The sequence below is a fragment of the Bradyrhizobium sp. CCBAU 65884 genome (genome assembly GCF_028128835.1).
Classification (GTDB): domain Bacteria; phylum Pseudomonadota; class Alphaproteobacteria; order Rhizobiales; family Xanthobacteraceae; genus Bradyrhizobium; species Bradyrhizobium ottawaense.
Window position 1 is genome coordinate 222,665 of the sequence record NZ_LBJU01000129.1, and the last position, 15,005, is coordinate 237,669.

The following is a 15,005-nucleotide window of genomic DNA, read 5'->3' on the forward strand; positions in this document are numbered from 1 at the left end:
ATGCGCTCCGAAGAATACCGAGAGCTCCCTCGGCATGAGAACGCTGCCGACGAGGCCGGACAGCCAAGCCTGCTAGCCGTCGGTCTCACCCTCCTCGCCGCCGGCGTCGCTTTATTCCTGATCTGGCAAATGGTCTCCAGCCTTCTGATTGTCTTTGCCGGGGTGCTGTTCGCCGCCTTTCTGGACGCATTGGCGCGAGCTTTGGCGCCGGTCCTTCCACTCAAACGAGCCTGGCGGTTGACGCTCGTTGTCTTGCTTCTGTCCGCGCTCTCTTGTTTCGGCCTCGCCTGGGGCGCGCGCAAGTTGCCGGAACAGACACGCCTGCTTCTGAAAGTGATGGATGCGCAGGTTGATCTGCTCCAGGAACACCTGCTGTCGTATGGCGTGGACCTGCTCGGCCCGGAATGGGGCCGCGACTTTGCACAATGGCTGTTCGCCGATCAGGGCCGGTTCTTCAGCCACGCTCAGTTTCTGCTCGGCGGAGCGTCGAGCCTCTTGACCGCCGTGCTGGTGATCCTGTTCCTCGGCATTCTCTTCGCTTTCGATCCCACCGGCCACCGCGAAAGCGTGATCGCGCTGGTCAGGCATTCCCATCGCGCCCGTGCGCGCGCCGTGATGGACGAGATGGGCAACGTCATGCGGCTGTGGTTCGTCGGACAATTGATCCGCATCATGCTGATGACGTTGTGCGTGTGGCTCGCGCTCTATCTCATCGGGCTGCCCGGTCCCTTCGTGCTCGGACTTCAAGCCGGTCTGTCGAACTTCATTCCCTATCTCGGGCCGATTGTTGCCGCGATCCCGATCGCGCTCGTCGCGATGCCGCTCGGCGCATCGCTCCTGATCTGGGCGGTCGCCGTGTACACCATCATCCAGTCGATCGAGGGCTACGTGATCGGCCCACTGATCCAGCGCCAGGCGGTCGAGACCCCTCCGGCGTGGACACTGGTTGCGATCGTCCTTCTCGGCGCTCAGTTCGGCGTCATGGGCGTAGCGGTCGCGATGCCGCTGGTTGCGATCGGTCGGGTTGCGATCGTCAGGTTTTATGTCGAGGACTATCTGGGTGGCGGACCCAAGCCACGATCGATTGCGAGTGAGCAGCCATGAGCGAGTTCGAAGCGCATTCGAATGATGCCCCGGCGCGTTCGACAACGGCCCGTTTCCTGTGGCAGCAACTTCCCTATGTCGTCGCGCTGCTGCTCGCCATCGTCGGCGTTGCCTACACCAACGTCTCGCACCAGCCGTTGACCGGCTATTGGGAGTTCCTGGCGCTCGCCATCGGCGTGGTCTGCGTTGTCACCAAGTGGCCGGAGATAGAGGGCAAGGAGGGCCAGATCCGGCTGATCTGGACGCAGGCCCTGCACTGGATCGCGGTCCTGATCACGATGAACATCATGCTGGTCTCCGGCGTGCAGCAATTGCTTCCGACCCCTGCAACGGGACTCGTCCTGCTGACGTTGCTCGCGCTCGGCACGTTCCTTGCGGGCCTGAGCCTGCTGTCGTTGCAGATCGCCTTCCTTGGCCTTGCGATGGGCGCCGCCGTTCCGGCGATATCCTGGCTGAAGCAATCCATCTTCTTCTTCCTGCTCGGGGCGGTGCTGCTGATTGGCCTCGCCATCTCGTTCTGGTGGCGCCAGGACGGCAGCCCCTCGCAGAGCGCCGCCAGGGACATCACGAGCCAACGGGAGGATTGAATGCAAGCGTTGAGATATCTTGCCGCCATCGGCGCATCCGTCGTTCTTTGCGCCGTCACCTCGCCCGCGCAAGCCGAGAGATTCAGGGTCGGCAGGCTCCTGTGCTCCTCGGAGCCACGCGTCGGACTGGTGCTTGGATCGACGCAGGCGCTGCGTTGCGTGTTCAACGCGCTGCGCCCGCCCCGGCAGTACGTCTACGAGGGACGGATACGGCGCGTCGGCGTTGATATCGGTGTGACCAGCGCCGGCGCGCTATCCTGGGCCGTCTTCGCCAGGAACTCGCGGATAGGCCCCGGCACGTTGCGCGGCAGTTATGTCGGCGCGAGCGGCAATTTTGCATTCGGTCCCGGCCTCGGCGCCAACGTCCTGGTCGGCGGCTCGCGGAGGAGCGTGATGCTGCAGCCGATCTCGGTCGAACGCTCGATCGGGCTCAATCTCGCGGCTGGCGTGACTCATCTGACATTGGGACCGCGAGGCGGTCTCTGATCCCGCCGTCTCGGTCCCGCGGTTCGGTCTGCTCTTGATGCCGGTCCGCGCAGGGAGAGGATGAGAACATTCCCGCCCCGCCGCTCAGGGTTTCGTCCGATGTCGGCGTCGGGTGTTCGACGTTAGGATCCGATGCATGCTCGATCGGGCCGTAACCGCCCAGGAGGATCGCATGACAGTGTATGACAGTCGCGGGAGTCTCGATGCCGTGGTTGCTCCGCCGCTGTGGGTTTGTGCACTCCTCGGCGTCGTCCTGATGGCCGCCGGCCTGCTCGCGCTCGGCGACCTTGCCTTCGCCACCGTCGTCAGTGTCAAGCTCATCGGGCTCATCGCGATCGCCGCCGGCGCATTCGAGATTGCCCACGCCTTCTGGACCAAGGGATGGGGCGGGTTCCTTTGGCAAGTCGTGCTCGGCGCGCTCTACCTCGCCTTCGGTGTCGTGCTGCTCACCCAGCCGGTCTCGGGCGCGCTGATCCTGACTTATTTCCTCGGCGCGGTGCTGTTCGCTTCGGGTGTCATTCGATGCGTGCTGAGCTTTGCCTATTGGCGGCAGAACGGATGGATGATGCTGATCTCGGGCGTCTTCGCGGTGATCGCCGGCGTGCTGGTCCTGTTCGGCTTCCCCACCATCAGCGCTTGGGCTCTCGGCTTCTTGTTGGGCGTCGACCTGATTGCCCATGGCCTGGCATGGCTGCTCTATGCGCTGCAATCGGTGCGAACGACCGGATAACAGAGGAGAGAACAACCATGGATGCTCCCAGCCGCCGCGTCTTCCTCAGCCTTGCGATGAACGCTATTGCCGCCGCCGCGATCGGAGCGTCCGGCGCGCACCTCATCGGTGTTGCGGACGCAATGCCGGTGGATCCCGATCTCTCTCGGGCCGGCCGGGCACCGGAGGATCGCGCCATCCCGGTGCAATGGGGACCTCCGCCGCGACCCGGCTGGGGCCCGTCTCGTCCTGGCTGGGGCCCGCGACCGCGCCGACGCCGCCGCTGGGTTTGTTGGTGGCATCGTGGGCGCCGTCATTGCGGATGGCGCTGGTAGTCCGAAGGGGATGAGGAAATGGTACGCAACAAGAACCAATGGCTCCTCGTCGCCGTGCTGGCAGTGCTTTTCCTCGGCGCGAGCTGGTTCTGCGTGTCAGTCTGGAGGGCGACGCCCTCGATGCCGCCATACGGGAACATCGTGCTGGCGGCGGCTGCGATCCTCGTTCTGGTGCTCGGCTGCGGCCTGATCGCGCTGATGTTCTATAGCCATCGCAAGGGCTACGACGAGCCGGCGCGCAGTAACCGAACCGCGCGGGACTAGCTCAGCTGGTCGAATCGCGGAGGCTTGACGCCGGCAGTTCCGAGCCTTGTGCAGGGAGCGGACGATGAACCTTGCTGACGTCCGGCTCGGACTGCTGGCGGCGAGCCTCGTGACATTGTTGGCCGGCGAACCCGCGCGGCCGCAGCCAGCTCCACCCGCACCTGCCGTCGGCGTCGTCGAAGCGGCGCAGCGGCCGATCACCGAGAGCAGTGAGTTTCTCGGCCGGATCGAGGCCATCAACCAGGTTAATATTGCCGCTCGCGTCACAGCTTTTCTGGAGCAGCGGCTGTTCACCGAGGGCGCGGAAATCAGGAAAGGCGAGCAGCTTTACCGGCTCGAACGCGGCCCGTTCGAGGCGGATGTCGCCGCCAAGCAGGCGCAGGTAGCACAGCTCGAAGCGACGCTCGAGAACGCCAAATTGACCACCGAGCGCGCCCGCACCCTGCTTGGCGGACCGGCCGGGCAGCAATCGACCTACGATGCCGCCCTCGCGAGCCAGCGCAGCCTCGAGGCGCAGGTCAAAGCTGCACAGGCGCAGGTCCAGGCCTCGCAGATCAACCTCGACTACACCATCATCAGCGCGCCGATCGACGGCAAGATCGGACGCACGGCCGTGACGGAAGGCAACATCGTCAGTCCGAATTCGGGCGTGCTGACCACGATCGTCAGCCAGGATCCAATGTACGTCACGTTCCCGGTGCCGCTGCGCCAGGGGCTCGAGTTGCGCGAACGCTAGGCCCCCAAGGCGGCCTCGAAGCGGTGACGATCCGATTGCGGCTGCCCGACGGGCGCATGTATGGGCAATCCGGCAAGCTGAATTTCGTCGACAACACCATCGCGCAGAACACCGACACGATCACGGTGCGCGGAGAGATCGCCAACCCGATCCTGCGCGCTCCCTCGGCGGCGGGCGTTACCGTCCACGAGCTCACCAACGGCGAATTCGTCACCGTCGTCCTCGAAGGAGTCCAGCCTATCGAGGTGCTGGCGATCCCGCGCTCAGCAGTGCTGTCCGACCAGCGCGGCGACTACGTTCTCGTCGTCGGCGCAAACGACAAGGCGGAGCAGCGGCGCATTCAGCTCGGGCAATCGACTCCCACGATCGCTGCCGTCATCAGCGGATTGACGGCCGGTGACAAGGTGATCGCGGAAGGTTTGCAGCGTGTTCGCGCCGGACAAACCATCTCTCCAGAGCCGGCAAGTCCACTGATCTTGTCGAGCATGAAGGATTCAACCAGCGAGGCGGCTCCGCAAGGGGCGCGCGCTCCCCTGCCCCGAACCCCCAAGGGCGGCAGCCAATGATATCGAGCGTCTTCGTCGACCGGCCGCGTCTTTCGATGGTGATCGCCTTTGTCATCACCATCGCCGGCGCACTGGCGCTCACGCAGATCCCGGTGGCGCAGTTTCCCGATATCGTGCCGCCGCAAGTCACCGTAGCCGCGAACTTTCCCGGCGCCTCCGCCGAGGTCGTGGAGAGCAGCGTCGCACAGCCGTTGGAGGCGCAGGTGGTCGGCGTCGACCGCGCGCTCTATATGAAGTCGACCAGCGGCAACGACGGCAGCTACACGCTGACGGTTTCGTTCGCGCTCGGCACCAATCCCGACATCAACACGGTCAACGTCAATAATCGCGTCCAGAGCGCATTGTCGCAATTGCCCACGGAAGTGCAACAGCAGGGCGTGACCGTCCAGAAGCGATCCTCTTCGATCCTGCAGTTCCTGGTGCTCTACAGTGCAGATGGTCGGCAGGACCCGCTCTTCATCACCAATTACGCCATCATCAACGTGCTGGACGCGATTGCGAGCACGCCGGGCGTCGGCCAGGCCAATCTGTTCGCCAAGATGAATTATTCGATGCGGATCTGGTTCGATACGCAGCGCCTCACCAGCCTCAACCTGACCCCCTCGGACGTGGTCGCCGCCATTCGCGCACAGAGCGTCCAGGCTCCCGTCGGCCGCATTGGCGCGCGGCCGATCAGCGACGATCAGCAGTTCCAGTTCAACGTGCAGACGATGGGCCGCCTCGCCACCGCCGATCAATTCGCCAACATCGTGCTGCGCGCCGATCGGGACGGATCCTCGCTGCTGGTCAGGGACGTCGCCCGCGTCGAGCTGGGCGCGCAAAATCTCGACAGCGAAGCCCGGATCGACGGGCGAGCTGCCGTTCCGATTGCGATCTACCTCGCCCCCGGCGCCAACGCGGTGACCACCGCGCGCGCGGTCGCGGACACGATGCAGCGGCTGTCCGGCCGGTTTCCGGCAGGGCTCGGTTATCTCGTGCAATACGACTCCACGACCTTCGTCCGGGACACGATCACGGAGGTGCTGTGGACTTTGGGCGAGGCCTTCGTCCTGGTTGTGATCGTGGTCTATCTGTTTCTCGGAAACATGCGGGCCACCGCGATTCCGGCCGTCGCAGTCCCGGTAAGCCTCGTAGGCACCTTCGCCGTTCTGCTCGCGCTCGGCTATTCCGCCAACACCGTATCCCTGCTCGCAATGGTGCTCGCGATCGGCATCGTGGTCGACGACGCCATTGTCGTGGTCGAGAATGTCGAGCGTGTCATGGCGGAGGAGCCTGATCTGTCTTCGGCCGCGGCCAGCAAGAAAGCCATGAGCCAGATCACCGCGCCGATCGTCGCGATCACGCTGGTGCTGCTCTCGGTGTTCGTGCCGATCGCTTTCATTCCCGGCATCTCGGGCACGCTGTTCCGCCAATTCGCGGTGACGATCAGCGTCGCCATGATGATCTCGGCATTGAATGCCCTGACGCTGTCGCCGGCCCTCTGCGCGCTGTTGCTGCGTCACACAGGACGGCGTCGCGGCATCATCGGCCGCATCCTCACCGGCATCGACTGGGTGCGGGATCGTTACAGCGGCGCGGTCCGCCGGCTCGTGCGCATGGCAGCCTTGTCGCTTCTCCTGGTGGCCGCCTTTGCCGCAGCAATCTTCGGCCTGTCGCTGGTGACCCCGACGGGCTTCCTGCCCGAGGAGGACCAGGGCGCCTTCTTCACCTCGGTTCAGCTGCCGGACGGCGCATCGGTAGCTCGGACCAGCGAGATCACCCGGCAGATCGAGGACATCTTGAAACAGATGCCGGCCGTCGATCACGTCCTCGCGGTGATCGGCTTTTCGCTACTCGACGGAGCTTCCGAGCCGAACAGTGCGCTGGTGGTGGCGCGACTGAAGCCGTTCGCCGACCGCAAGACGGCAACGGATTCCGCACAGGCGCTGATCGCCAAGACCTTCGCCGCCGGCGCGCAGATCCGGCAAGCCAACGTGCTGCCGTTCAACCTGCCGCCGATCATCGGGCTCTCCACCGGCGGTGGCTTCGAATATCAATTGCAGGCCCTGGAAGGTCAGGCTCCGGCCGCGATCTCCAGCGTCACGAACGCGTTGATCGGCGCGGCCAATGCCGATCCTCGGCTCGCGCGCGTGTTCTCGACATTCACGGCGACCAATCCATCGCTCTATCTCGATATTGACCGCCGCAAGGCCCAGGCGCTGGGCGTCACGGTCAACGACATCTTCACTGCGCTCCAGGCCACGCTTGGCGGCATCTACGTCAACAACTTCAACCTGTTCGGTCGCACCTGGCAGGTCAATCTGCAGGGTGAAGCACTCGATCGCGGCGATACGTCCGATGTCTGGCGCATCCATGTGCGTAACAGCTCGGGCGAGATGGTGCCGCTGCGATCCCTCGCCGGCCTCAAGATCGTGACCGGGCCGCAGGTCATCACCCGCTACAACAACTATCGTTCGGTGACCGTCAACGGCAGCCCGGCATCGGGCATCTCCTCCGGGGCCGCGATCGCCGCCATGACGCAGATCTCGGAGGATGTTCTGCCGTCGGGTTACGGTTTCGCGTGGACCGGCACCGCCTACCAGGAACAGCAGGCGGCCGGCCAGACCGGCATCGTGCTCATGCTCGCCGTCCTCTTCGCCTATCTGTTCCTGGTCGCGCTCTATGAAAGCACCGTGATCCCGATCCCCGTGCTGCTCTCGGTCGTCGTCGGCGTGCTCGGATCCTATCTCGGCATCAAGATCGCTGGCCTCAATCTCGACCTCTACGGCCAGATCGGCCTCGTCGTCCTGATCGCGCTTGCCGCCAAGAACGGCATCCTGATCGTCGAGTTCGCCAAGGAGCAACGCGAGGCCGGTGTGCCGCTCGACGAGGCCGCGATCCAGGGCGCACATATGCGCTTTCGCGCCGTCATGATGACCTCGGCGGCCTTCATCCTGGGCCTCTTGCCGCTCGTGATCGCGACCGGCGCAGCCGCCCTCAGCCGGCGCGCCGTCGGCACGGCCGTCTTCGCCGGCATGCTGGCCGCAAGCTCGATCGGAATATTCATGGTGCCGATGCTCTACGTGGTTTTCCAGCGCCTGCGTGAGCGTGCGAAGGCAGCCTTCAAGTCAAGCCGTCAGCCGAGTTCGCCCGACCGCAATGCAGTCTAGGCAGGCTTCGGAGGTGTCCCTTGCATCCGGCAATCCTCGTCTCACCGGCTACCGTCCTCGTGGTCGGCATCCGCGGGGGTGAACCTTGGCATCTAATTGGTGCCCTATCTCTTGAAGCTACCCTTGGAGCGGCTCACGCCGGGGGCCTGGAGCCTTTTCCGTTCCGATTGATCGAATCCTCGGGTACCCTGTTCTAGCCGCGTCGGCGGAACTGCGTTGATAGATGGCGGCATGGAGAGCGGAGATGGGCCGGCTCGATAAGCAGATGGATCCCTTCCACCCTGCAGCTCATCTGGCTACGGGGGATCGCGTCCCCGAGAATCTAACGTCGTCAGTTGATCCGGACCGAGAGGAAGCCACCTCGTCGCCCGCGCATTTTGGGTCGGGCCAGGCGGCGACCGGCGGAACGAGCTCTACCGATTGGATCGATCGAGGACGTCGCATCTGGCGGAGCCATCTCCAGCGCGATCAACTCCCCCGGACGACCGGAGGGTCGATGGGAAACTTTGAGCGGTGGTTGATCGCACTGCTGAGCGTCGGCCTCGTCGTGAGCTGCGTTTGCGCGATCATTGTCTTCATGCAGGTCAACGCGCGCAAATTGGAGATCGCAGCACTGCAACGTGACATCATCGCGCTCAAGCTACGCGTAGCCAGGCTCGATCAGATCGCAAGCACCAATGAGATACGCGAAAAGGCAAGCAGTGGAACAACCAAGCCGCCGTCGGAGACCCAGCCTGACCAGGCTCCGCTCATCCTGTCACGTGAAGAGATTCAGCTTATCCGAGACTATATCAAGCCTGCACCAGTTGCAGGCCCCGCGACTGAGACGATAAAAGTCGGCGATCCCGTCGCGGGAGAGACCGTTCCCTTTCCCTCTCCGATGACGGAGAAGGTGCGGAAACTGCTCGGCGCGCGATTTACCGTTCGCAATGGCCTTGTTGTCATCATCCGCAGCGGCAGCCGTCACGCTGATGCTGTGATTGGGCCAAATTGACGAGAACTGGCCGCGATCGCGGTAGCCGGTCGAGCACTTATGGCTGGTTGTTGGGTGGTCTTTCAATGAACCGCCGGCTGCCATTGAGAAGCTCGAGGTTATTGGCGATGACCGGATTACCCGGATCGAGCGAATAAGCCTTCTCGAACTTCCGTCGCGCCGCATTCAGATTGCCGCGCAGCATGTACGAATATCCCTGGTCATTCAGGATCTGAACGGTTTCGCCTCCCAGCCGGATCGCTTGGGCATAGGCCTGATCGGCCAGGTCGAAACGACGCAGCTTGTCGTAGCTCGCTGCGAGACCAATCCAGGCCGTGACGTCCTTGGGTGATTTCTCGACGGCGTCCTTGAAATAGCGCTGCGAGAGTCCGTAACTGCCGCGATTGTAATGCTCCAGGCCCAGCCGCACAGGCTCGTCCGACGGGTAGTACTTGACGTCGGTCGGCTCCTGCACCGGGTCCCCACCCGGTGGCTCGACCGGAGCCACGATGGCAGCCTCCCTCGTGGTATAGTCACATGCCGCAAGGCCTGGCGCCAGCCAGCAACAGGTCAACAGTAGAATGGCACGTCGCATAATCTTGTCCCCCGCCCGGCCCAGCGGACGCACTGCACCGCACTCAAATGTCCCGTCCCTCAACTCAATTACCAGAAGCCGCTACCTGCCCCCTGCCCCGCCGACCGGCACCGATACTCCCGCCGATGCTCCCGCACCCAATCCAGTTACGTTGACATTCTGCGTGACCGGAGGCCGCTGGCCGATGAGTTTCGTCGGATCGCCCATGTCGGGAAGCTGATCCACCGGCTGTTGCTGGTTGCCGTAACGCGTCACGGCCGAGCCCACACGTCGAGCATCGTATGCGATCCGGCGATCACCGACGTATCGCGGCCATGGATGAATTGTATGAGTCACGGCGTTGACCTGCTTGGCATCGCCGGCGGTCATCGTGATGCTGTCGGAACGCTGAAAGTAGCGGTCCACCTCGTCATGACCGGCGACGCCGTAACATCCCCCGAGCAGTAAGGGCGCAAACAGAGCCAGATACCTGATCGTCATCTCGCGCGTCCTCTAGTTTAGAGTTTTGACGACCGTCTGATCGGCACTCGCGGCCGGGACGACGACGGGGGTCCGGACTTCAGGCGCGATGATGTGGCCATACGGTCCCTTCACCTCGCCTCCGGAATTGACGTAGTCATTGTACCGCTTGCGGACTTCCATCTGACCATTGAGGAAGAAATCGACGTCGTTGGCCGGCAGGCGGGAGTCGAGTGGCGATGCCAGTTGCTGACCGGGTGCCGCCGGCGCGACCAGGCGCGGCGTCACGATGATCACCAGATCGGTTTCTTCCTGCTGATACGATTTGCTGCTGAACAGGCTTCCAATCACCGGCACCGAGCCGATCCAGGGCAACTGCGAGACGTCCTGGCGATTGCGGGTCTGCAACAGGCCGGCGATGGCAAAGCTCTGGCCATCGCGCAACTCAACCGTGGTTCGCGCGTCGCGGCGGGTCAGCGCAGGAACGGTCGTCCCCTGGATCGTCACCGCGTTGGCGAAATCAAGTTCGCTGACCGACGGCTCGACCCGAAGATTGATCACACCGCGCGAGAGCACGGTGGGGACGAAGGCGAGCTCAACACCGAACTTCTTGTAGTCAATTGTGATGGTGGGAAAGCCGTTCTGCGTCTGGGTCGGGATCGGCACTGGAAATTCACCGCCGGCGAGAAAGCGGGCAGCATCGCCGGACAGCGTGGTCAGATTTGGTTCCGCCAGCCGGCGTGCCAATCCTTTGGTTTCCAGCGCCGAGATCAACAGGTCCACCGAGCCCCCGCTGCTGGTCCTGATAATGCTGGTCAACAAGCTTCCGAACGGCGCCGGCGCAATGCCTCCAGCAGTACCGGCCAGCGTCCCAAGAGTTCCGAGTATCGGAAGGCTGCCAGCAGGATTGGCGCCAACAGGAGTACTGCTGGGACTAAGGTTGCTAGTGCCGCCGGTGGTGGGTACCCTCGTGAGACTATTGATGCCACCGATGGGTGCCCGCCCGACGGCCGTCGTCGAACCAAGTCCGCTATTGCCCACATTGGTGCCGTTAGCATTAGCCGCATACAGATTGACGCCCAAGTTGCGTCCAGCCTCCCGGCTCACCTCTAGAAAGCGCACCTCGAGCATCACCTGTTGCGGCGCCGCGACGCTCATCGCGTTGACGACGACGCCCCCTTTCGCGACCGTGCTGGTGGCGATCGCCATGGCCCGCTCGGCGGTAACTGCGTCGGCGGCGACCCCGCTGAGCACCACCTGGCCCTCGGAAGCCGACACGCGGATACCCTGCCCGCCGGTGCTGGTCCGGATGTTCTGCTGCAGATTGCCGGTATCGATCACGACCTCGACGTCGAGGATCCCGATCTGCTTCATCGAGCTGTCGAACAGGATGACGTTGGTGGTGCCGGTCTGCTTGCCCTGCACGTAGATGAGATGATCGCTCAGCGACTTCACGTCGACGATGTCAGACGACCCCGCCACGATCGTCGCAAAGGCCGTGTCGACCTTGAAGGTACGTGACTTGTTGACGACGAGCTTGACCCGCTGGACGTCATTCATCTCGCTGACGATGACGCCGCCGGAGGAGCCGCGCCGGTCTGCAGCCGTCGCACGGTCCGTGACCCCAGAGGAGGCGAGCGCCGCGCCCAGACCCATCACGCCGAAGGCGAGAAGCCTCCCGACCCTGTTACCCGAAACGCGATCGCCACTCATCCGAGTCCCCCCACTGCGATCCACGGAGATCCCCGCAAATCTACGTGCTCGACGTCCTCAACATTTCCCCTCTGCGCACCACGTCGCAGAGTTTACAATCTGTCCCACTACAATTCGTTACTTCGTGTTTCCAAGATCATCCTCCTTCATGCAGGCAGCTTGCAAGACGAGATACTTACCGCACCGCCGCAAGCAGAAAGAAAACCCTTCGATGTTGCCAGCGCGCATCATTCTCACTGGTTGTGGGGAACTATCCCGCAGCACGACCGCTCTTGGCGCGCGCTCCCGTCGCGGCTTTGCTATCGAAGGACAGTCGGTGGCACGCTTGGCGATTCGCTTGTCCCAGTAATTCCGCACCCGCGCGCTTGGCCCGCCCGCCGCGGCCCCGCAGCGCTGTCGAGCGAAACATGTCAGGCGTGCTGCCATATTCGCCTTAGAAGGGAATCTGGTTGGAGGCGATCGGCGCATTGAGCGTTGTGCCCCATATGGGCATCAGCATCTTAAAGTTTGCCTGGGAAGCTGTAACACTCAAGCTGTTGCTGTTGGCACCCACGGTCAGCGTTGGCGTGAGACCTCCAAAAAACAGGAAGGGGGCCGCGTTCTGCTTGGCGGCGGTGGACAGGGGATCCCCGATGCAGCCGGCCGGCGACTGCGGCGGGCTTTGAAGCAAGGCAGGCGTATAGCAGCTGATCATGACCGCACGGGCGCCGGCACTCGCGAGCGTCCGCAAGGATTGCATCGTGATGGCATAGCGCCCGAGATCGAAGATGACGAACATCAACGTGAAAAGCGCCACGGACACCATGATAAATTCAAACGGCGCCATCCCGCGATTGTCGAGCTTTCTCATCATTGCACCAAAGCGACAACTTGGGTGTATACGATGGTGGCCGGCGCACAGCCTTCCGTGCTGAGGTAGCCGCCACCGCTCATGTCGATCGTTTTGGCGATCACTTGCGAACAGGTCGTATTCGCACTGGAAGTCGTACCGGCCCAGCTAACGTCGACCTTGGGAAAGTAGAGAGCCCCGCCCAGGCTAACCTGGCCGCCACCGTTTATGGTGACCTTGTTGCTGGTCTTGCTCGGGGCCTGATCATCAATCAGGACGCCATTTAGATCAGAGGAGAAGGTGTTAGTGGCAGGTGCGGAGAGATCAGCCGTACCCCCGTTGATGGTGAGCTGCGAGTCTCCGAGCAGGACGAGGGTTACGCCTGCGCCTTTCAGTTGTCCGCCGGTCATCTTTATATTTGCTTTGTAGAAGACATATGTTCCCGGGTCCAAAACGTACTTGTCGCCGTTCTGCACCGTGAAACTGCCGTAAGCTCCAGTCCCCGCGCTATTCGGCGCGCAATGCTTCCACCCGTCCGCCTGAAGGGTGCATGGCATATTTGTATTGCCCGTCCTGCTGTTGAACGATGCGGTGTCCAGTTTGCTGAGCGGATTGCTAGCGTACGTCATAAAATAGTTGTGCGGCACGCTAACATTACTGCAGCTGCCTGAGGGGGTGCAGCCACTTACACCATAAACGGCCCATCCCGAGCCGGTGAACGTTGGAGTGCTGGCAAGTTGAACACTGGTATCCGACATCAAGGCGCAGCCAGTTCCGTTGTTGCTGAGGTTACCAGCAAGCTTGAGTGCGCCTAAATCAGGTCCAAGCGCCAGGACGCAGGCCTTCGTCGGCTGCTGGACCACTGCAATGGCTTGGGCGGGGATGTTGACGGTGGTCAAACCCAGCACTGCCGCCAAGTACGCCGGCTGTTGCTGGCTGACCCTGGCGCGAACGGCATTGCCGGTGCCTGCAGGTGGCGTTGTGAACGTGGTCCCATTGTAATCGCCGATATCGATCTGCACGGCCCGCGAGATTCTGGTCGGTAGGCTTGTCGGACAGTTTCTGCCCGGATAGCCGGTAGCGTCGTTGGGACTTGAGTTGCAAAACCCGTTCTGTGCCGCGAATTCCTTGCCGCGATAATCCACGGACTGCGTGTCGCAGGCCGCACCCGCCATGATACATGAAAGCCGCAATGCGCCCGAATAGGCCGCTGAGTCGGCGGCGTTCTGCGCGTGCTGGCGGGTGACGTACCACGATCCGGCCTCGGCCCCGAGTGCGACGAATCCGATCAGCGGCACGAGAGCGATGACTGTTGCGAATGCGACGGAGCCTCGTTGGGAACGGAGTAGACTACGCATTTAAGCCCCCTACTGGAAGCGTTCTGAGTAAGGCAGCGTGTAGGTACAGGTGGTGGGACACAGCACCCCTCTCCAGACAATTGGAGCCAAGGTGATGGTTGTCGAGAATGTAATGTACTTGGGAGAAGCTAGATTGCCTGGCGAACAGGTGGCCCCTGCGTCTCCGCACAAAACCTGAAGGTTGCTGATCGCATGACCAGCGACTGTCGTCTGTAGCCCTGTCTTCCAGCTCACCGTGCCGTCAGGGGCGAGCGGATTGGCGTACTGCACATACTGCCCGAAGGAGCGCAATGCGCTCCACGCTGAGATAAACTGGAATCCCGCAGCAGCCAGGTCGGCGAGCGGCATGAGCAGGAACGCCACCAAAACTGGGTAGACGATCAATGTCTCAAACGCGACGGCGCCGCCTTGATCCCCGATGAACGACTTCTTGCGGCTCATGAGTTGACCTCGACCAATACTCACCCTTCCGGTCGTCGACCGGAACAGCACTCACCAAACGTAAGGGATCACTCTCCAGCGCGATGCTTCGTAAGCGGAATATTCAGGGCAGTTGCGCCGAAGCAGGTCCTCTTCGTAATAAATCCGGCAAACCTGGATGCCGATATGCAAGACGAGCAACACCGCTGTCAGCGGCGTCGGGCTTCTCAGTACCACGCCCAGCACCGCGATTTCTTCCGCGAGGTAGAGCGGGTGCTTGATCCACCGATACGGCCCCGTTTGCACCACGTTGCGCGCCTGTGGCACCAGACTGAACGACCTGCCAAGATGTCGGATGGTGACCAGCATCATGATCATGCCGATCAACACGCACGCGGTGGAGGCCAGGTTTGGCAACGCCTTGTCGGTTTCGCCGAAGAAAGCGATTGTCCACGGCATATAGGTGCCGACGAACGCCGCTATCCTTGGGAGACGGCCCTTCGCTTGCGCCTTCGCCGGGGGCCGCGTGACGATCAACAGCGCCAGGAGCACGTAGAAGACAGCGAGGCAAACACTCGACAGGAGCGACGGCCAGGGATCATGAGCCGATGATCCGATCTTGATGGCCACGCCAAGCGCCAGCAACATGAACCACATGCCGCCGAACAGTTGCATTGTTCGATCGTAAGAGGACGTTTTCGACAGGGCAATCGTGCTCATGG

Annotated in this window: 14 protein-coding genes and 1 pseudogene; 8 read left to right on the forward strand and 7 right to left on the reverse strand. The window is 62.7% G+C overall.

What is annotated here, in order from left to right:
- The 8 genes and pseudogenes from XI03_RS31670 to XI03_RS31705 all read left to right on the forward strand — a co-directional run bounded on the left by XI03_RS31670 (nucleotide 1) and on the right by XI03_RS31705 (nucleotide 8,930).
- Complete coding sequence (locus tag XI03_RS31670; RefSeq protein ID WP_271594297.1) at nucleotides 1-1,104, forward strand: AI-2E family transporter; 1,104 nt, start codon at nucleotides 1-3, stop codon at nucleotides 1,102-1,104.
- The gene (locus XI03_RS31675) at nucleotides 1,101-1,691 is read left to right on the forward strand and encodes a hypothetical protein (protein WP_028143798.1); all 591 of its coding nucleotides are present in this window, start codon (nucleotides 1,101-1,103) and stop codon (nucleotides 1,689-1,691) included. Before XI03_RS31670 ends, XI03_RS31675 begins: the two co-directional genes overlap by 4 nt.
- On the forward strand, nucleotides 1,692-2,177 hold the full coding sequence (locus XI03_RS31680) for a DUF992 domain-containing protein (RefSeq protein WP_028143799.1): 486 nt from the start codon (nucleotides 1,692-1,694) through the stop codon (nucleotides 2,175-2,177).
- Nucleotides 2,178-2,349: 172 nt separating this feature from the next.
- On the forward strand, nucleotides 2,350-2,907 hold the full coding sequence (locus tag XI03_RS31685) for an HdeD family acid-resistance protein (protein ID WP_271594298.1): 558 nt from the start codon (nucleotides 2,350-2,352) through the stop codon (nucleotides 2,905-2,907).
- Between the two features lie 332 nt (nucleotides 2,908-3,239).
- A complete protein-coding gene (locus XI03_RS31690; protein ID WP_028143801.1) occupies nucleotides 3,240-3,485 on the forward strand; it encodes a hypothetical protein in 246 nt (81 codons plus the stop codon).
- A 64-nt stretch (nucleotides 3,486-3,549) separates the two neighbouring features.
- Nucleotides 3,550-4,787 (forward strand): annotated as a pseudogene (locus tag XI03_RS31695) (efflux RND transporter periplasmic adaptor subunit).
- Nucleotides 4,784-7,936 (forward strand): efflux RND transporter permease subunit, encoded by a 3,153-nt coding sequence (locus XI03_RS31700; RefSeq protein ID WP_271594299.1) that lies wholly within the window; start codon nucleotides 4,784-4,786, stop codon nucleotides 7,934-7,936. Before XI03_RS31695 ends, XI03_RS31700 begins: the two are co-directional and overlap by 4 nt.
- A gap of 496 nt (nucleotides 7,937-8,432) precedes the next feature.
- On the forward strand, nucleotides 8,433-8,930 hold the full coding sequence (locus tag XI03_RS31705) for a hypothetical protein (RefSeq protein ID WP_271594300.1): 498 nt from the start codon (nucleotides 8,433-8,435) through the stop codon (nucleotides 8,928-8,930).
- 37 nt (nucleotides 8,931-8,967) lie between these two features.
- Here XI03_RS31705 and XI03_RS31710 read toward each other — a convergent pair whose 3' ends face one another.
- From XI03_RS31710 to XI03_RS31740, 7 genes are all read right to left on the reverse strand, one after another.
- Nucleotides 8,968-9,417, reverse strand: coding sequence for a tetratricopeptide repeat protein (locus tag XI03_RS31710; RefSeq protein WP_240536539.1), 450 nt, complete (start codon nucleotides 9,415-9,417; stop codon nucleotides 8,968-8,970).
- A 168-nt stretch (nucleotides 9,418-9,585) separates the two neighbouring features.
- Complete coding sequence (locus tag XI03_RS31715; RefSeq protein ID WP_038949689.1) at nucleotides 9,586-9,984, reverse strand: hypothetical protein; 399 nt, start codon at nucleotides 9,982-9,984, stop codon at nucleotides 9,586-9,588.
- A gap of 12 nt (nucleotides 9,985-9,996) precedes the next feature.
- Nucleotides 9,997-11,676, reverse strand: coding sequence for a type II and III secretion system protein family protein (locus XI03_RS31720; protein WP_271594301.1), 1,680 nt, complete (start codon nucleotides 11,674-11,676; stop codon nucleotides 9,997-9,999).
- A gap of 433 nt (nucleotides 11,677-12,109) precedes the next feature.
- The gene (locus XI03_RS31725) at nucleotides 12,110-12,529 is read right to left on the reverse strand and encodes a TadE family protein (RefSeq protein ID WP_152102547.1); all 420 of its coding nucleotides are present in this window, start codon (nucleotides 12,527-12,529) and stop codon (nucleotides 12,110-12,112) included.
- On the reverse strand, nucleotides 12,526-13,863 hold the full coding sequence (locus XI03_RS31730; protein WP_271594302.1) for a pilus assembly protein TadG-related protein: 1,338 nt from the start codon (nucleotides 13,861-13,863) through the stop codon (nucleotides 12,526-12,528). The genes XI03_RS31725 and XI03_RS31730 overlap by 4 nt, the downstream gene beginning before the upstream one ends.
- Before the next feature lie 9 nt (nucleotides 13,864-13,872).
- Nucleotides 13,873-14,304 (reverse strand): hypothetical protein, encoded by a 432-nt coding sequence (locus XI03_RS31735; RefSeq protein WP_049806641.1) that lies wholly within the window; start codon nucleotides 14,302-14,304, stop codon nucleotides 13,873-13,875.
- Between the two features lie 51 nt (nucleotides 14,305-14,355).
- Nucleotides 14,356-15,003, reverse strand: coding sequence for a methyltransferase family protein (locus XI03_RS31740; protein WP_038949696.1), 648 nt, complete (start codon nucleotides 15,001-15,003; stop codon nucleotides 14,356-14,358).
- Nucleotides 15,004-15,005: the final 2 nt, after the last annotated feature.